The sequence below is a fragment of the Lentilactobacillus rapi DSM 19907 = JCM 15042 genome (assembly GCF_001436255.1).
Lineage (GTDB): Bacteria > Bacillota > Bacilli > Lactobacillales > Lactobacillaceae > Lentilactobacillus > Lentilactobacillus rapi.
Genome location: NZ_AZEI01000084.1, coordinates 40,220 through 58,050 on the forward strand (window position 1 = coordinate 40,220; position 17,831 = coordinate 58,050).

Here is a 17,831-nt window from a genome sequence, read left to right on the forward strand (position 1 = left end):
ATATTATTTAATGATCTTAACATACTTGCTATTAGCAGTTACATAACCACCAGCAACTGCATAACGTTTAGCACCAAAGGTCGTAGTTGAGTATGGATGTGAGTATTCCCACTTCTTCACTTTCAACACGGTGCCCTTCTTGATAAGTTTGTTGTGCTTGCCAAAGTTAGCATTGTTGTAGCGGTAAATGGCTTTCTTAACTTTGATTTGCTTAGGTTGTTTCTGATTACCAGCAATCACAAGTTTGCGGTTTCCAGTAATGTAATGACCATTACTCAAGAGATATCGGGTAGTCAAATTATGCTTAACGAAGCCTTTCACCTTGAGCTGCGTGCCTTGCTTGAAGTTCTTCACTTTACCAGTCAAATTCTTGTTCTTATACTCATTGACACCGCGTGGATTAATGACCGTCAGCGTCTTGTGAGAACTGTGATAATAAACGGGACGAACATACGCATAGTCAGCAGTGATGTAGCCCTTCTTACCAGCGGTCTTGCTGTGATGGTTGACATCCCGAACCACGTACCGCAAGTTGCCAGCTTTAGACTTCGCATAATCGGTTACGACAAACATCGGTCGATTGATCCGCGGCTTCTTGGCATAACTCGCAACTCGTTCGCTCTGCTTGAAGTCTTTGTTGCTGTATATATAGATCTTCTTCAAAGCGTAGACGGCTTCACCCTTTTTGGCAATGCCAGGGGTTGAGGGCTGCGTGGTAACCGTTGGCGTTGATGGCGTCGGCGTTGGTTGCGGCGTCGGTTCTGGTTTAGGACCTGGACCTGGGTTTGGTGGTGTCGGATTTGAGTTCTTCGTGTATTCATACGTAATTGTTTGGGCACGATCACTCAGAGTCCCAACCGGTGAATCAGAACCAGCCTTAACACCCTTATACGTATAACCATTAATTTCAATCCTGTAAGTTGGTGTTGAGACATCATACCCATCCCCAATCTTCTTACCAGTTACTGGGAATGACTTATCAGGCGCAATTGAATTACCAGTTGCAGCATCAACGTATTTAACGATAACTGGTCTAACTTCAGCATTTCGTTGATATTGGTAAGTAACCGTTTGACCTCTATCACTCAGTGTCCCAGTCGGTGAATCGGATCCTGGCATGAGGCTTTGGTAGGTATAACCGTCAATATCAATCTTGTAAGCTGGCGTTGATACATCGTACGCATCCCCAACGTGTCCTTCGCCAGTTGCTGGGAATTGTTTACTTGGTGCAATTGACTCACCGGTTGCGGCATCAATGTAATTGACGGTAACTAATTTGCCAACAGTCTTTGTATATTCATACGTGACCGTTTTAGCTGTTCCATCGAATGTTCCCGTAACTGGATCTGAACCAGCTTTAACATCTTTAAAGGTATAACCATTAATGTTAATCTTATAGTCTGATGTCGAAACATTATATGAATCACCAACATTAGCAGTTCCCGTGGCTGGAAATGTCTTATCTGTTGCAATTGAGTTTCCGCTATCGGCATCAACATATTTGACAGTTACCGGAGCTGCAGCTTCAGTCTTGTTAAATGTGTACGTAACGGTTGGCGTAGTTGTGTCAGCATACGTACCAGTTGAAGGATCACTTACGGAAATTTTGTTAAATCCATAATTTTCTTTTAACGCATCTATGATGGCCTGAATGTCTGAATTCTGACCCGATTGATCAGCAAGCTTAAAACTATTTACCCCGGATAAAGATAGCTTCCAAGAGGTATTAAGAGCCCCCGAAAGGAATAATGTTCTCAAAATTTGACCAGTGTCGCCATCTTTAAAGTTTACAATCACGTTACCAACGGTATCATCAAGTACATATGGCTGAATAACTACTCCATTGTAAGTATAGTTATCATTGTCCAAAAACGGAACTTCCCAAGACGAGGTCATGAATCCATTAGGGGATCGCAAATTAGTCCACTTGATACTTGGCACAAAGCTCGTAGATCCCCCATTTCCAGTTGCCGTACTAATATAATTACCAAAATAGGTATTGAAGTTATCCAATGAGTCATTTCCAATAAATGGGTGAACTGGAACATTGGCACCGTTCGCGTCTTTAATGATAAATGAAGGGGTTGTGTACTCTGTAGTCTTAGGATTTAAATGTGCTGTTGGCATCATATAGTACTGAAACCCTACCTCAGTTCTCGGATCAACATGACTCGTAGAATCAAATAAGGGTGAAAGATCGGTTATGTTATTATAACTTACATCTAGATCACTCAGTGCTTTACCCTTTAATGCACTGATATCATGAAGACGATTCATTGAAACGTTAATGTCCGTCAGTGGTAGAGATGCTAAAGATGTAATGTCAGATAATGCGCCATAGACAAATGGTGTCCCCTTTTGGGCTGCATTAGCATCTGTACTAGAGCTCAAATTCACAGTCGTTAAACTAGTATCGTACTGAAGCCCTTCACTCGATCTGACACCGTGAACCTGATTAAAGTATGTGGGGTTATTAGTGTTTTGCTGCTCATCAGTGTCATAAATGAAACGAGTTCCTATCTTGCTCATCATATTCTTGGTAATATCATTTACAGATGAGCCACTTGGTAAAGTATGGGTCTTGATAAACTCATATAACACAATCTGTTGCAAGTCCTTATCGGGCATCCATTCGTCAATCTTACCAGTCGCATCTCCTGGAATCCCTTCGGCGTTTGTTTCACCTTTCCATGCAGGATTGACAACAGTTTGCAGCCATGTATCACGTTGTTCTGAAGTTCCCCCTAACCAATTTCCAGAAGCATCCATATAGGCATTAGCTGTATAAGTAGCAGCTAGAGCGCTCTGCTGCCCCCCCATCAAATTAAACGATAGCAAGAACAAAACTGCTGCAATCGCAACCATGACGGCCTTGATAACCCCTCGTAGTTTTGTTCTTTGGTGATAACTAGTATTATCCATGATAAAAATCCCCCCTCAAATTGTGTTTGCTGGTACATATCATAACAATATCTACCCGTAACTTATCAACAATTTCATTCTAACATAAGCGTTTACAAATTAATCAACTATTCACAGGAAACTTAGCTTGCACCTATGCCTTCGCCACCAAAAATTCAAATCCGGGATTTCTGGTGTTAGACTTCTCAATTACATAGATTAGGGCCGCTCCGCAAAGCAGAAACCTGCACCTAAGCCTCCTTCACCAAAAATCCAAGCCCAGGATTTCTGGCAAAGGAAACTTAGGCTCCGGTTTCTAACCGCTTTGCTCCGCTCACTAAACAAAAAGGCCAACGACAACGTTAATTGCCATTGACCAGTTCATTGAAGGATGAAGCTCAATATTCTTTACTTGCTAATTAATCAGCTTGTTGGTAAGGTCCTTTAGTCATTGCGGATGCAGCAACATAACCTTGGCCAGTTACATAGAAGAATGTCTTCGTCTTGTTACCTGTTGTCGTAACTTTAACGGAACGGGTTACCTTATATGTAACGGCACCCTTCAGGACACCCTTCTTGGTGAAGGTTACTTTAGCAGCATCAGCGTAGAAGAAGCCCTTATAAACATTGGTATTTGCTTTAATATGATAGCTAACTGCCTTGAAATTCTTAACGCCGTTCTTAGCCAGAGTGTATGTAACGCCCTTGGTAGCGGTTGTTGTTTTGGAAGCTGTTTTCTTGGTAGTAGTTGGTGTTGTCTTAGTCGTTGCCTTCTTAGCCGTGGTCTTGGTTGTTGCGGCATTAGCAGTTGGTAATGCTGAAGTTACTGCCAGCGGTGCGGCAAGTGCCAATGGTAAAGCCAGTGAAGCTACAGTAATCATTGTTGCAAATTTCTTCATAATAAAACCCTCCCTTTATTGGATGCCACCATTATGGCACGTTACAAATCAAAGTCAATGAAACATTGCTGTAATATAGCACCTCTTAACAAAAAGTTAATTAACCGGTAACATACCATGTATCGATCATGTAAATCCCTATTACAACGGCAATATGGCAATGATTCACAAGGATTATTGTTCGGAAATTGCTCATTAACGAAGCAGTCGCTTTTTGTAACATTTGTAACATTGATATATTAGATCAAAAAAAGCACCCGCTGCCTTCCAGCAAAAACGGGTACTTTCCAATTGTAGAGTTGTTATGTTACGGTCATCGGATGATCATCGGCACCAATGGCCGCGACTTTTAGTTATTATTCTTTACCACGTAAGATTTCACCTAGTGATGGTTGTTGCTTACGATCAATGTGATATTGCTTGGCAAACGCATCGGCAGTATCTTCACCAAATACCTTTGGATCAAGTGGCATGAACGCCGTTGCAACCGGATCATCCTGCTTGATCTTAGCATCGATAACGATTGGTTTGGTGTTGCCATTGGCTTGTAAGTCTTTAATTTTAGCAAAGACTTCATCAAGATCCTTAATGTTCTTGACCGTAAAGCCAATGCCACCCAAACCTTCAGCAACTTTAGCCCAATCAGCGTCGGTCAAGTCAACACCGTAGAAGTGCTGCTTGGTCTGCATTTGTTCATACCAAATGAATCCGAAGCGGTCGTTTGAGAAGACGACGTTAATAACAGGCAAGCCATAACGGGCTTCAGTGATAATATCTTGGCTAACCATTGAGAAGCCGCCATCACCGGATAGTGACCAAGCTTGGCCTTCTGGTACACTCAAAGCACCAGCCATGCCGCCTGGGACACCAAAGCCCATGGTTGCGAACAAGCCAGAAATTGCGAAACGTTGGTTCTTGTTCATTGGCAGGCCCCGAACACTCCACTCCGATACGTTTCCAGTATCAACAGCGTAAGTGTCATTAGGGCCAGCCATTTCAGCGATCTTCTTGGTAACTGATTCAGCGTTCAAACCATCACTGTCGTCATCAGCCAAGCTATCGATCCACTTATCCCAGTTGTGCTTGTTTTCCTGGTTAGCTTCCAGCCAAGCATCCTTTGGTCGGCTTTCACCGGTATCAATCAGTGCTTGCAGATAACTCTTAGCATCAGCAATCACCGCATAGTCAACGTCAATTCGTTTACCAATATCGTAAGAATTGTTGTTAACTTGAATCATCTTCGTATCCTGTGGCCAGAAGTTGGCGAATGGATATTCTGATGCCAGGAACAAAATCAGATCAGCATTTTGAATTGCTTCAAATCCTGACTTAGTACCTAATCGACCAGTCGTCCCGATGAAGTTTGGATGATCGGTACTGATAACACCAGTTGCTGGCACGGTATTCATCACCGGAATATTGAATTGTTCTGAGAACTTGGTTAAGGTGTCACGAGCACCCAGCAAGCCACGGCCAGCATAAATTAGTGGGCGTTTAGCTTCTTTAATCATCTTAAGGGTATCACTAACAGCCGATGGATCAACTGTTTGCTTGAAGTCGTCAGCAACCGTCAATGGCGTCCGGGTTGGTTTGTAGTCAATTTCTTCTGCCGTTAAGTTTTCAGGCAGAACAACGACTGCAACGCCCTTTTGCCGATAGGCTTCCTTGATTGCTTGATTAACAACGTACGGAATTTGTTCCGCCGTTGTGACTTGTTTGTTATAAACAGAGACGTCACTGAACATCGGTACTTCATCCATTTCCTGGAAGTAGTTGGTGTTCATTGCGGCTTGGGGAACTTGACCAATCAGTGCTAAAACGGGGACGTGATCCATCTTGGCATCGTACAAGCCGTTGAACAAGTGAGTGGCACCAGGACCAGCTGAACCAAACGCAACGCCAATCTTGCCAGTAAACTTGGCATCAGCTGAAGCCGCAATTGCGCCCACCTCTTCGTGACGTACCTGAATGTACTTCACTTTATCTTTTTCAAGGTACAGACCTTCGACGGTATGGTTGATTGAACCACCAGGAATTCCGTAAACATGATCGACATCCCAGTCTTCAAGTACCTTTACTAAAGCTTGTCCTGCAATCATCTTAGTCATAGCAATATCTCCTTTTTATCCAAATAGCCACAAGCGCTTCCATTGTTGCTATTCGGTTGTTCAACTACTAAGTATAATCTTAAGAGAATAAAATGCTAACATTTAGACTTACTTTTAAAAAGTAGAGTGTGACAAGACCCGGGTGGCCCCGGAGCACGTTTAAAGTAGAGTGCAGAACCAAGCGGTTAGAAACTGGAGCATAAGTCTCCTCATCTATAAATCCTGATTTTGGGGATTTATAGATGAGGTGCTTATGTGCAAGTTTCTGCTTGGTGGGGCACATTTCAAAAGCGACCTGTAATCACCCGGGCTTGATATATAAAAAATGACCACCAGAATAAATCCTAGTAGTCAAAATCCGGGTTCTCATTAATTTTTATCCCGATTACTTCATATACGTATTCAAGAATTCCCCAATCCGTTCCTGATAGGCCTCTGGATCCCGCCAAAAGCTCTCGGCGTGAGTGGCGTTCTTAACAATCCAAATTTGCTTGGGTGCATGAGTCGCGTGATAGTTCTCATAGGCCATATTGGCAGGAACATAAGTGTCCTTCTCACCATGAATGAACAGAATTGGCCGTTGATTCTTGGCCAACTGCTTCACGGAAGAAGCACTTTCCAAGCCAAAACCCGCGGCTCGCTTGTTAATTTCACTAACCATTGGTTCAACAGGATATTCGGGCAAGTGATATTGTTTCTTCAATAGATAGGTCAGTTCTTCTTCAACACTTGAGTAACCGCAGTCAGCAATAATCGCCTTAACTTGATCAGGCAATCGTTCGCCGGAAAGCATTTCGACGGTGGCGCCACCCATACTGACGCCGAATAGTAAAATTTGACTATCCTCACCGACATGCTCAATCACCCGATGAATCCACTGTAGGTAGTCGAGCCGGTCCAGCCAACCAAAACTGATGTATTCGCCAGCGCTTTCGCCGTGACCCCGGTCATCCGGCGTTAAGACATTGTAGCCCATACTGCGGAACATCTTGGCATAGTTGGCCATGGTTTCCCGATTGCCCTTGTATCCATGAGCGATAATCACCGTTTTTTTGGTGGCTGTTTGGGCTGGAATGTAGGTGGCCACCATCTTCTGATCAGGATTGTCTTCATTGAGATACCAATCCTCGGATGGGACAGAATGGAACCAGTCAACGTATTCGTAATATTTATCCGCGTATTTCTGTTTTTCCTTAGAAGTTTCGGGAACGTAGTCGACACGCTTGAATGCAAAATTGAATAATTTATAACTGACAAACGCACTCCCGGCGGTAATTGCCGTGAGCGGAATTAATAATGGCTTTAATGATGGCATCTTCATCAATTTTCTCGAACTCCTTTTTTTGTGATACTGGTTATCTTAATTAGTTAACATCAGCAAGTCAAACACCTTTACTCTTGTTTAAGAAACGAATGTGATTTCCCATCTGATTATTCCTATTTAGAATCTGAAACAACCTAAGATGAGATCCAACCAGAAGCCGAAATGAATCAGTTTCCAACTGGATCTCATCTTAGATTGTTTTCGTTAGCGATTTTATTTTGATTCTTTGTTTGATATGATGGATAAAAATACTACATTATCCTCATTATAAAGGTGGTCATCCAATGAAATTTTCAGTTCTCGGTCCTGCCGGCACCTTTGCCGACGCGGCCGCAAAAGCTTATTTAGCAACCCAGCCAGATTCACACGTTACGTTTGACTACCACCCCACTTTTGATCAGGTTTACCAAGCGGTTTCTGGTGATAACATCGGCTTGTTACCATTGGAAAACCAGCTTGACGGTTATGTGTCCGCGACGCTTCAACGTTTGCAGACTGCCGACGTCACGGAAATCGGCGAAATCACCATCCCAGTTGATTTTGGATTAGTGGCTAACGTTAATCAATTAAGTAAAATAAACCGAATCTATGTGCAGTTTAAGACGGAAGGCCAATGCCAAAAACTGTTATCAAAACTACCTAGTGTCCAAATCATAACGACTTCATCAAATATGGTTTCATTGGAAAAATTCAGATCTGGTGAACCAGGGGACGCCGCCATCATTCCGCAGTCTCAGTTAGCGGAAGTCTCCAGTGCCTTGAAGCTGAATAACGTTGCTGATCAACTTGATAACAGCACCCGTTTCATTATCTTCAAAGCCAACCCCGCCACTGCAGCAACCCTTTCTAAAGTGGTTTTATCTACGAATCAATTTAAAGCACCCTTGTTCATCACACCTGCCACCAATGACCGTCCCGGCACACTCTACGAAATTCTTGGCTATTTTGCCAAGGTTGGCTTAAATCTGGTGACATTAATGTCAATGCCCACAAAGGCTAAGTTAGGGGTGTATTCCTTCTACATTGAAGTCTCTGGGAATCGCGATCAACAGGAGGAAATATTCGCGACGCTCAAAGAATTGGCTTCAAACTATCAGGTTCACCTACTTGGCTATTATGCCGTTTGAGCTTGTGGTTCTGCCTGCTTAGCCTTGATCGCACGTTGCTTGGCCAAATTTTGCCGATGGAACTCTGCCAGATGAACTGCCTGAGTCATGAACAAATGCGTTTTGGCTTCGTAGTGATATTGCCGGCCAAGATTAGCGATATAACCGTTGATATAATCAACTTCAGTTGGTCGATCCTTGGTCATATCCTGATACATGGACGGGTAGTGCAATGGCATATCAATTCGGGTATTGATATCGATCGCATGTAGCTCCTCTTTTCTGCTGGAAACCAGATGAATATCGGCTCTCGCACAAATGTCGTAGGCTTCATCAATTAATTGCCGCGCCATGTCAGCGGCTCCAGGGAAGTTACCAAATTCACCCATTGGAATTTCAAACATCGTACAAATCGTATTAATAACGGAGTTAAAGATTACCTTCGTCATCAGGGTGCCAGTGAAATCGTCGGTCAAAGTCGGATTCATATCGGCTTTTTGTAGCTCGTCGAACAAGCGATGAGTCATTTCATCTGGCTTTTCGGTAAGTGGGCACATGTTGAGTTTGCCGGCACCGCGCTTGCCCATGAAGTCAACTTCACCAGGGCCAGGCAAAACAGTTGCAATTAAGGCTGTCCCACCAATGATTTTATCATCCGCAAAATACTTCTGGAGCTTCTCAATGTGGCCCATGCCGTTCATGCAGGTGAAAGCATATTGCTTATCATTGAAGAAGTGTGAACAGCGTTTTAAGTAATCGTTCAACTGCATTTGTTTGGTGAAGAAGATTAACATATCTGGATCACCATTATAAGATTCTGGGGTCTCTAATTTAATCTTTACCAAATGCCGATCTTTATGGTCACGCATTTGGTAAACGCCGCCCTGTTCACGGATCTTGTCAATATGTGGCTGCCATGTATCAATAAATGTGACATCATTACCGGCCTCTTGTAGTAAAATACCATAACGTAATCCCATTGCTCCTGCACCAATCATTGCAAATTTCATAAACAATCACTCTCCATTTTTTATATTTTTGATTGAAAAGCGAGCGGAGTCAGGTTTCTGCCTGACGCAGCTGTCCTAAAAAAAGCGCTCCTGATCTTTTAATAAGATCAAGGGCGCTTTTGCGTGTTACCACCTTTATTCACGGCCTGCTCACACAAACCGTCTCATCATGTACAGCCAAATTGGCGATACACTGGCACTTTAAGGGGTGCACACCATAGATACTCATCACTTCGCATCTACTGCTTAGAGGTTACTTTCACTCAGTCCGCCATTATCCCTTCTCACTTTTTCGGGACTCCCTGAAATGGTTGGACAAAGTTACTCTCCTCATCACTGCATTTAATTTCAATCAAATTTTAATGTGTCTATAATCTAACTCATTGTATTTTAATTGTCAACCTGGATTTTAAATAATTTCAGTTAATTACCTGACTGCCTCTTTCTTGAGTGAGGTACTGGTGAGTTGATTGAGTGACTGTTCCAAGTCCTTGAGTAGGTCTTTAGGGTCTTCAATCCCAACCGATAATCTGACAAGTTGGGTTGTAATCCCGGCCTCCAATTGTTCCTTGCGAGACAATTCTGCGTGGGTCATTTTGTATGGTAATTCAATCAAACTTTCAACCGCTCCCAAGCTAACCGCTAGTTGGATCAAATGCAGGCCGTTCACAAATTTGGTTGAATCCAACCCATCCTTCAATTCGAACGAGATGATGCCACCAAATCCATTGGTCTCGGCGGCAGCAATTTCATGATCACGGCTGCCATCGTCAATGCCTGGGTAATACAGCTTGGCAATTTCTGGCCGTTTCTGCAGAAAAGCAACGATTTTGGCTGCGTTACTCAAATGCCGATCCATGCGAACCGCCAAGGTTTGAATGCCCCGCCGGATCAGACTACAGTCCTGTGGAGATAGGGTCGCACCAATACTATTTTGATTAAAGTAAATTAACTTGGCAATATTTTCATTCTTGGCGACCACAATTCCGGCCACCACGTCCGAATGGCCACCAAGGTACTTAGTCGCGGAGTGAATGACAATGTCTGCCCCCAAATTAAGTGGTTGTTGCAGATAAGGCGTTAAGAACGTGTTGTCAACAATGGTTAAAATATTGTGGGCCTTGGCAATCTTCGAAATTTGTTTGACGCTGGTCACGTGCAACAATGGGTTAGTAAACGTTTCAAAGTAAATCGCTTTGGTATTCGGTTGAATAGCTGCTTGAACTTCTTCAGGATTCTGGGTGTCCACGGCGGTGAATTCAAGCTGCCAGCGTTTGAAGAAGTCATTAATAATTCGAAAGGTCCCACCATAGATGTTCTTGCCAATGATAATATGGTCGCCGGGAGAAAAGATTGACAGAACCGCGTGAATCGCCGCCGAACCAGAAGAAAATGCAAACCCGCGAACGCCGTTTTCCAACAAAGCGACTTGATTCTCGAGATAACTGCGCGTTGGATTACCAGAGCGTTCGTAATCAAACTTTACTTTTGCATCTGCATTTGGATAAACATAGGTTGACGAGTTATAAATTGGGACATTAACTGCCCCGGTATTATTATCATATTCTGGTTGACCATGAATTAACTTTGTATTGAATTCTGACATTTGAATTTCCCCTTTCCAAAATAAAAAGTCGCCCCTGCACATTAACTCAATTAATGCACAGGGACGACTTCCATCGTGTTACCACCCGTATTTGTGTTCACGTTACCGTTCACACCTCAAAGGCACAATCATGCCCGGAATTTTATCGTGATTCCCACGTACCACCAGCTTGCACTGTTGATAGTTGCTCAGAGCTCATCTTCAAAAAACGTTCCTGTCCACCCTTTCACTATCGATGGTCGCTGATTATCAGTACTGGTCTTTCTACTCTTCTCTTCGTCGCAAATAAATATTAGATTTAAATGAGATTTATTGTAATGAATGTTACGACCGATTCTGGCCTGTGTCAAGGGCAAATGCCTGATGACTATTTTTCACCTAATAAACGCTTCAGTCTGGCAATTCGTTCATCGAGAGGCGGGTGGGTATCAAACATTTTGACCAAGAACGGGGTCTTTCCTTGGCGGGTGACTGGCTCATTAATATAAAGAGCAGCGCCTTTAGAAGTTGGGTTTGACGTTGGCGTTGTGTCGTTCTTTAGGAGGGTCAAGGCATCGATTAATCCTTGCGGGTCGCGAGTCAAGTTGACCCCGGAAACGTCAGCTAAAGATTCTCGTTGACGGGAAACGGCAAACTGCATGATTTGGGCAATCGGCACCCCAATAATTCGGATAATCCAACCGCCGACCCACATAATCAGGCCAAATGTCAGAATCGCTAAGAAAATGTACCAGGAATTATTAGAATCTTTGCGATCATCGCCACCGCCAAAGAAGCCGACCCAGCGGCCGCCACGAATTAGACTAATTCCAGCCACGATTAAGACCGCCCCAGCCCCGGCAATAAAGGTCGTCAAGGCAACGGTAATTGATGACACCCGAATATCGTAATTCTTAATATGAGAAATTTCATGGGCAATCACGCCTTCCAATTCCTCTCTGTTCATCATTTCCCGCAATCCCTTAGTCACAGCAATCGCTGCGTGTTCAGGATCTCGGCCGGTGGCAAATGCGTTAGGAGAAGGATCCTCCATCAAATATAAATCAGGCATCGGAATATTCGCCACCAAGACAAGATCGCTCACGATATTAAACAACTGGGGATCGTCCGACTCTTGGAGTTTGACGGCTTTACTTGATTTCATCAAAATATTAGTCACGTGTAAGTACACGAAAAACGAGTAGATCGCTGCCCCAATCAGAAAGCCAATCATGGTGTAAACCGCCGTCATGATATCGAACGGGTCTTGAAAGTAGGCAATAATCGCCCCGATTGCAAAGCCAATGATTGCGATTAGCAGCAAAAAGCCTGCCATCACAAACCAAGTCCGCCGTCGATTTTGTTGAACCTGCTGATTTATGGTGTCCATCAGTCTAGTTCTCCTTTTTTACTAAAATTTCATCTGAGGAACTTCTTTGGTCTTCTCGGGTACTTCAAGATAACCGCGAACCGCAAAGTTTCCGAATTTAGCAACTAAATTACTTGGGAAGGTTTGAATCTTATTGTTATAAATCATCACGTTACTGTTGAAATTCTGACGGGAAAAAGCAATTTTGTTTTCGGTATTAGAAAGTTCTTCCTGCAGCGCAATAAAGTTCTGGTTTGCCTTTAGTTCCGGATAGTTTTCGGAAACTGCAAACAAGTGATTCAAGGCACCAGTTAATTCATTATCAGCCTTAACTTTGTCACCTAGACTGGCATTGGGATCCGTAATTTGTGTCCGCATTTCAGTGACTTTGGCAAAGGTTTCCTGCTCGTGTTTGGCATATCCCTTAACCGTTTCCAGCAAGTTCGGCAGCAGGTCCCCTCGCCGTTGCAGTTGAACGTCGATTTGGCTGGCAGCCTCATCCACTAAGTTTCGTTGGCTAACTAAGCCGTTATATAAGGCAATGATCCAGATGATCAGCAGCACAACGATGACGCCGGTTATGATTAGTCCCATGATCTTTTCCTCCTTGTGTTCTTTGGTATCAAATGTACCATAGTAGCCCAGATTACTAAAGGGCTATGGCGTGTTTTTATCAGCAAATTAAAGATTACGAGATTGGGATGAAAAGCGATTTGATGGCAGAATTTAGGTAAAAAAAACTGCCAAGCCATCAGCCTGATCTTCAACATCCTCTGAGAACGTCAACGCAATCAGCTGACCGCTTGGCAGCCATTATTAGTTACAATCCTTTAATCAATGATCCAGCTATGGGTGACCCACTTATACCAATCCCTGGGCAAGCATAGCAGTAGCAACTTTTTCGAAGCCGGCAATGTTTGCCCCAGCCTGATAGTCTCGATCCAAATGATATTTCTTATCAGCAGCTTGTGACTTTTCGAAGATATCTTCCATGATGTCTTGAAGGCGATTATCAACCGTCTCAAAGCTCCAAGATAGTCGTTCGCTATTTTGACTCATTTCAAGCGCGGAAACTGCCACGCCGCCAGCATTGGCCGCTTTAGCAGGTCCATAGAGAATATTGCTGTCCCGGTATACTGCAATGGCATCAGGATAGCTTGGCATGTTGGCTCCTTCACAGATATATTTGGCGCCATCTTTGGCAATCAGCTTAGCCTGATCCTTGTTAATTTCATTCTGAGTCGCACATGGTAACGCAATGTCATAGTCAACATCAAAGTCCCAAACGGAACCGCCATGATATTCCGCACTGGCAACGCGGTCGGCATATTCTCGAATCCGGCCCCGTTCAACTTCCTTGATCTGCTTTACAACTTGGTAATCAATTCCCTTTGGATCATAAATATAGCCATTGGAGTCAGAAACGGTCACCACTTTGGCACCAAGCTCAGTTGCCTTTTGAACCGCGTACGTGGCAACATTTCCAGAACCGGAAATTTTAATTCGCTTGCCAGTTAGTGTGTCGCCTTGCGCTTTAACTAACGCGTTGGTGTAATATAGCAGACCGAAGCCGGTTGCTTCAGTTCTGGCCAAGCTGCCGCCAAAGGTTAACCCTTTGCCAGTCAGAACGCCGTTTTGGTAGCCGTTTAATCGTTTATAGGCGCCGAATAGATAACCAATTTCTCTGGCGCCAACACCAATGTCGCCAGCGGGAACATCCAGGTCGGGTCCAATATGGCGTTGCAACTCTGTCATGAAGCTTTGGCAAAAGCGCATCACTTCTGAATCAGACTTTCCTTTGGGGTCAAAATCATTGCCACCTTTAGCCCCGCCAATCGGCAAACCAGTTAAGCTGTTCTTGAGAATTTGCTCAAAGCCCAAGAATTTAACAACACTCAAGTTAACACTTGGATGCAATCTTAGGCCACCCTTGTACGGGCCGATTGCGGAATTAAACTGAACTCGAAAGCCCCGGTTAACGTGGAACTTGCCATCATCAGACTGCCATGGCACTCGAAACTGGATCACTCTTTCAGGCTCAACTAACTGCGCCAACAAATTCGCTTCCACATATTCGGGATGGTCCGCCAGTGTTGGTTCCAAACTATCAAGCACGGTAAAAGCCGCTTCTTGAAATTCTGTTTGGTCTGGGTCGCGTCGTTGGATTTCATCTTTGACCGATTCAATATACGATTTCACATTACTCACAAAACATTCCCACTTTCTAAAATTCTAAACTTACATCATTGTGTTATATGTTACCAGAATTTTGATTAGAAGTATTCACATTTTATGAAATTTTGTTCAAAAACTTGCAAATTAACATCAAGATCTCTTAGTTTTACTGATTATGAGCACTATTTTGTTTAAGATCGATCAAATCGCGTAAGTTTGTACAATGGGCCAACTCAGTTTCATATTGTTCTTTGATCTTTGGGTCAACCGTCTTCGTCCCTGGCGCAAAGTGAATCGTCTCGGTTCCAGCCTCCACCGAGGTTTTGTAGTACCACTTCTTATACCTGAGAAAATCCAGCTGTTTTTGCATCTGGGAAATTCTTGATTCAAGCATTTCCTCTTCTTTATCGAGGTAGTCGTACCGCTCTTGCAGTGTGCCATCGCCTTTCATGCATAGGCCGACAAAATGGGCAATGTCTTTTACTGGGACGCCACTTTTTTTCAAACAATCAATCACTTCAATAAAGTTCAAATCATTAGGTTTGAATCGACGCCTGCCAGCCTTATCCCGCTCCACAAAGGGTAGGAGCCCTTGCCGGTCGTAAAATCGGATAGCTGACGTGCTGATTCCCATTAGTTTTGCAATATCACCAATTGAGTACATTTTCAATGACCTCTCTTATCAATTAATTGTAACTGAAGTATATCATTTCCATTCAACCAATGGATCTTGACTTAAACATTGGTTTAAGTTGTACGATAACAATTGTAATCTAAAACAAAGGAGATTGATTAATATGTCAAATAAAACTTGGTTTGTTACTGGTACATCTACTGGATTCGGTCACTCGTTAGCCCAACGTTTAGCTCAACAAGAGGGCGTTAATTTGGTTGCGACCGCCCGTCACACGGATCAATTGGATTACCTTGATCAATACGATCATGGTCAAATCCTTAAGCAAACTTTGGACGTTACCAACCGAAGTCAAATTGATGACGCTGTCAAAGCTGCCAACGATAAATTTGGTGGCATTGATGTGTTGGTTAACAATGCCGGCCTCGGATATTTCGGCACGTTTGAAGAAAGTAACCGCGACGATGTTGAATACATGTTCAATGTGAATGTTTGGGGATTAGTTGATATGACCCGAGCAGTCCTACCAACCATGCGCAAACAAAAATCCGGTACGATTGTTAACTTTTCTTCAATCGGCGGCTTATACTCATTCCCAACGCTATCGTTCTATCACGGAACCAAATATGCGGTTGAAGGAATTAGCGAATCATTGGCAAAAGAAGTCAAAGATCTCGGCATTAAAGTCTTGATAATCGAACCCAGCGGATTTAGAACCGATTGGGCTGGCCGTTCTTCCAAGAAGGCACTCCCAACGATTGACGATTATCAACAATTTACAGATTTCATTGAAGCTAACGCAAAGGGCGCGCATCACGAGGCCGGTGACCCTGATAAAGCCGCCCAAATTATTTTCGATCAAGTGACGAATCACGCTGCCGATCTGCCATTACGATTACCACTCGGAAAGTTCTCCAGTGACACCGCAATTGAAAAATACAAGCAAAACTTGGCTGAATTTGAACGGCTTCACGATTTATCAGCATCTGCCGATCAAAAATAAGCCCTCATTTTTAAACGTTGAGGTGTATCATCAAATAAAGGAGGCGATAACTTGTCAGAACTAGAAAAATTAGATGCGGGTAAACCTTATTACTTTCTTGATGATGAGGTAGCTGCTCGAAAAGCCAATGCGGCCAAACTTTGTCAAGAGTTTAATGAAATTCCTGCCACGCAACCAGAAAAGCAAACCGAAAAGATTAAACAAATCTTCGGGAAGACTGGCGAGCGGGTTTCGGTTCAAGCAACGTTCAATTGCGATAACGGCAAAAATATATCAGTTGGTGAAGATTTCTTAAGCAACTATAATTTGACCATCCTAGATATTGCCCCAGTCAAAATGGGCCACAACGTCATGATTGGCCCCAACGTTGACATTTACACGGTTAATCATCCCTTGGATGCCAAAGCTCGCCGGCACTACATGGCTCAAGGCTTCCCGGTTACAATCGGCAACGACGTCTGGATCGGTGGTAAGGTCTCAATTATGCCAGGGGTCACCATCGGCAGCAACGTTGTCATTGCCGCCGGTGCAGTCGTTACCAAGGACGTCCCTGATAATTCGTTAATTGGCGGCGTTCCAGCAAAGATCATTCGGGAACTACCCCCAATTGAAGAATGAGGTGCGCTTGGAAATTGATTGCTATCTGTTCAATAGATCCGAATTAGCACAACGATAACTGTTTAGTAAAACTGCCCAACCATTTAAGATTCGAAATGGTTGGGCAGTTTGCGTATCTATAGAGCAACGATCATTTAAGCCTTCAAATTTTCAGTAAGTGACATTATTTGATGCTAAACGCAGCTCAACAACTCGTGAGTGCCTTGGCTGGCGACAGACATTAACTAGGGCTGCCCCCACATCTTCTGGAGTCAGAAAACCCGATTCCGCAATTCCAGCTGCAGTTCGGCCATATCCCAACTCGAATTCGGTGGCACCGGCATGGGGACAGAAAACGCAGGTTCGGATGCCTTTATCAAGCAACTCCTTATCAAGGGCCTGCCCCAAACCACGAAGCGCAAACTTACTACAAGTGTAGGCCGTCTCGTCAGGATGGCCAACAATTCCAGTAACTGAGGAGGTCAAAATAATTTGGCCGTCATGCTGTTTCACCATATAGGGCACGACATATTTTGTAAACGCATAGGCACTCCTTACGTTGGTATTCATAACCAAATCAAAATCTGCCATTGTGGTATCTTGAATTGAAAGGGTTCGTCCAATCCCGGCATTGTTCACAAGAATATCAATCTTTCCAAATTCCTTAATCGCCTTTTCAATGACCATTTTTGCTGTTTGTTCTTTTTGGGCATCCCCTGAATAATAAACCGCCTTGACCCCCAGTTTTTGACATTGGGCAACAACTTGGGCCAATTTTGCCTCTCTTCTGGCAGTCAAAACAAGATTCACGCCAGCTTCCGCCAAGGCGATCGCAGTCCCCCGACCAAAGCCGGAACTGGCGCCAGTGACCACTGCAACTTTATTCTGCAAAGATTCCATCGTGTATTTCCTCCTAAGATTTGCGCTACAACTAGATTACTACCTGAACTTGGGTTTAAGTCAAATGACTTTCCAGTTGACAAGTTTCCCTCGGGTCAACGGGATGCATCCCGACCATAAAGCAGAAATATAATTGGTATCTTTAATATTATGGATCACCCATTCTTGAGAAGCGTAGCCGTTTCAACCCAAAAAGAAGCCTTCCAAAAACCTCAATCAG

The 17,831-nt window shown here is 43.6% G+C and carries 14 protein-coding genes; 3 read left to right on the top strand and 11 right to left on the bottom strand.

The window, feature by feature from the left end; translation table 11 throughout:
* Positions 1–3: 3 nt before the first annotated feature.
* The 4 genes from FD12_RS12800 to FD12_RS12815 form a co-directional block, all read right to left on the bottom strand.
* A complete protein-coding gene (locus tag FD12_RS12800) occupies positions 4–2,922 on the bottom strand; it encodes a MucBP domain-containing protein (protein WP_056983398.1) in 2,919 nt (972 codons plus the stop codon).
* A gap of 398 nt (positions 2,923–3,320) precedes the next feature.
* A complete protein-coding gene (locus FD12_RS12805; RefSeq protein WP_054748640.1) occupies positions 3,321–3,800 on the bottom strand; it encodes a hypothetical protein in 480 nt (159 codons plus the stop codon).
* 356 nt (positions 3,801–4,156) lie between these two features.
* A complete protein-coding gene (gene spxB / locus FD12_RS12810; RefSeq protein WP_056983399.1) occupies positions 4,157–5,908 on the bottom strand; it encodes a pyruvate oxidase in 1,752 nt (583 codons plus the stop codon).
* A 385-nt stretch (positions 5,909–6,293) separates the two neighbouring features.
* Positions 6,294–7,229, bottom strand: coding sequence for an alpha/beta hydrolase (locus FD12_RS12815; RefSeq protein WP_056983400.1), 936 nt, complete (start codon positions 7,227–7,229; stop codon positions 6,294–6,296).
* Between the two features lie 287 nt (positions 7,230–7,516).
* Here FD12_RS12815 and FD12_RS12820 point away from each other — a divergent pair, with 287 nt between their 5' ends.
* Positions 7,517–8,359, top strand: coding sequence for a prephenate dehydratase (locus FD12_RS12820; RefSeq protein WP_056983401.1), 843 nt, complete (start codon positions 7,517–7,519; stop codon positions 8,357–8,359).
* Here FD12_RS12820 and FD12_RS12825 read toward each other — a convergent pair.
* The 6 genes from FD12_RS12825 to FD12_RS12850 form a co-directional block, all read right to left on the bottom strand.
* Complete coding sequence (locus FD12_RS12825; RefSeq protein ID WP_056983402.1) at positions 8,347–9,348, bottom strand: ketopantoate reductase family protein; 1,002 nt, start codon at positions 9,346–9,348, stop codon at positions 8,347–8,349. The two genes, FD12_RS12820 and FD12_RS12825, sit on opposite strands and share 13 nt — an antisense overlap.
* Before the next feature lie 427 nt (positions 9,349–9,775).
* Complete coding sequence (locus tag FD12_RS12830; RefSeq protein WP_054748638.1) at positions 9,776–10,954, bottom strand: trans-sulfuration enzyme family protein; 1,179 nt, start codon at positions 10,952–10,954, stop codon at positions 9,776–9,778.
* A gap of 367 nt (positions 10,955–11,321) precedes the next feature.
* The gene (locus FD12_RS12835; RefSeq protein WP_056983403.1) at positions 11,322–12,323 is read right to left on the bottom strand and encodes a M48 family metalloprotease; all 1,002 of its coding nucleotides are present in this window, start codon (positions 12,321–12,323) and stop codon (positions 11,322–11,324) included.
* 21 nt (positions 12,324–12,344) lie between these two features.
* Positions 12,345–12,896, bottom strand: coding sequence for a LemA family protein (locus FD12_RS12840; RefSeq protein ID WP_054748635.1), 552 nt, complete (start codon positions 12,894–12,896; stop codon positions 12,345–12,347).
* A gap of 267 nt (positions 12,897–13,163) precedes the next feature.
* Positions 13,164–14,510 (bottom strand): NADP-specific glutamate dehydrogenase, encoded by a 1,347-nt coding sequence (gene gdhA, locus FD12_RS12845; RefSeq protein ID WP_056983404.1) that lies wholly within the window; start codon positions 14,508–14,510, stop codon positions 13,164–13,166.
* Between the two features lie 133 nt (positions 14,511–14,643).
* Positions 14,644–15,141 (bottom strand): MerR family transcriptional regulator, encoded by a 498-nt coding sequence (locus FD12_RS12850; protein WP_056983405.1) that lies wholly within the window; start codon positions 15,139–15,141, stop codon positions 14,644–14,646.
* A gap of 133 nt (positions 15,142–15,274) precedes the next feature.
* On the opposite strand from FD12_RS12850, the gene FD12_RS12855 reads away from it, so the two are divergent.
* Both FD12_RS12855 and FD12_RS12860 read left to right on the top strand, forming a co-directional pair.
* A complete protein-coding gene (locus FD12_RS12855) occupies positions 15,275–16,114 on the top strand; it encodes an oxidoreductase (RefSeq protein ID WP_054748630.1) in 840 nt (279 codons plus the stop codon).
* 51 nt (positions 16,115–16,165) lie between these two features.
* A complete protein-coding gene (locus FD12_RS12860) occupies positions 16,166–16,732 on the top strand; it encodes a sugar O-acetyltransferase (RefSeq protein WP_056983406.1) in 567 nt (188 codons plus the stop codon).
* A gap of 150 nt (positions 16,733–16,882) precedes the next feature.
* Here the strand turns inward: FD12_RS12860 and FD12_RS12865 are convergent, their stop codons facing one another.
* Positions 16,883–17,611: an SDR family oxidoreductase gene (locus tag FD12_RS12865; RefSeq protein WP_054748628.1), complete on the bottom strand. Its 729-nt coding sequence runs from the start codon at positions 17,609–17,611 to the stop codon at positions 16,883–16,885.
* Positions 17,612–17,831 lie beyond the last annotated feature (220 nt).

Coding starts and splice junctions, on each gene's coding strand:
- FD12_RS12800 (WP_056983398.1), bottom strand. CDS start 2,922: ATGGATAATACTAGTTATCACCAAAGAACAAAACTACGAGGGGTTATC.
- FD12_RS12805 (WP_054748640.1), bottom strand. CDS start 3,800: ATGAAGAAATTTGCAACAATGATTACTGTAGCTTCACTGGCTTTACCA.
- spxB (WP_056983399.1), bottom strand. CDS start 5,908: ATGACTAAGATGATTGCAGGACAAGCTTTAGTAAAGGTACTTGAAGAC.
- FD12_RS12815 (WP_056983400.1), bottom strand. CDS start 7,229: ATGAAGATGCCATCATTAAAGCCATTATTAATTCCGCTCACGGCAATT.
- FD12_RS12820 (WP_056983401.1), top strand. CDS start 7,517: ATGAAATTTTCAGTTCTCGGTCCTGCCGGCACCTTTGCCGACGCGGCC.
- FD12_RS12825 (WP_056983402.1), bottom strand. CDS start 9,348: ATGAAATTTGCAATGATTGGTGCAGGAGCAATGGGATTACGTTATGGT.
- FD12_RS12830 (WP_054748638.1), bottom strand. CDS start 10,954: ATGTCAGAATTCAATACAAAGTTAATTCATGGTCAACCAGAATATGAT.
- FD12_RS12835 (WP_056983403.1), bottom strand. CDS start 12,323: ATGGACACCATAAATCAGCAGGTTCAACAAAATCGACGGCGGACTTGG.
- FD12_RS12840 (WP_054748635.1), bottom strand. CDS start 12,896: ATGGGACTAATCATAACCGGCGTCATCGTTGTGCTGCTGATCATCTGG.
- FD12_RS12850 (WP_056983405.1), bottom strand. CDS start 15,141: ATGTACTCAATTGGTGATATTGCAAAACTAATGGGAATCAGCACGTCA.
- FD12_RS12855 (WP_054748630.1), top strand. CDS start 15,275: ATGTCAAATAAAACTTGGTTTGTTACTGGTACATCTACTGGATTCGGT.
- FD12_RS12865 (WP_054748628.1), bottom strand. CDS start 17,611: ATGGAATCTTTGCAGAATAAAGTTGCAGTGGTCACTGGCGCCAGTTCC.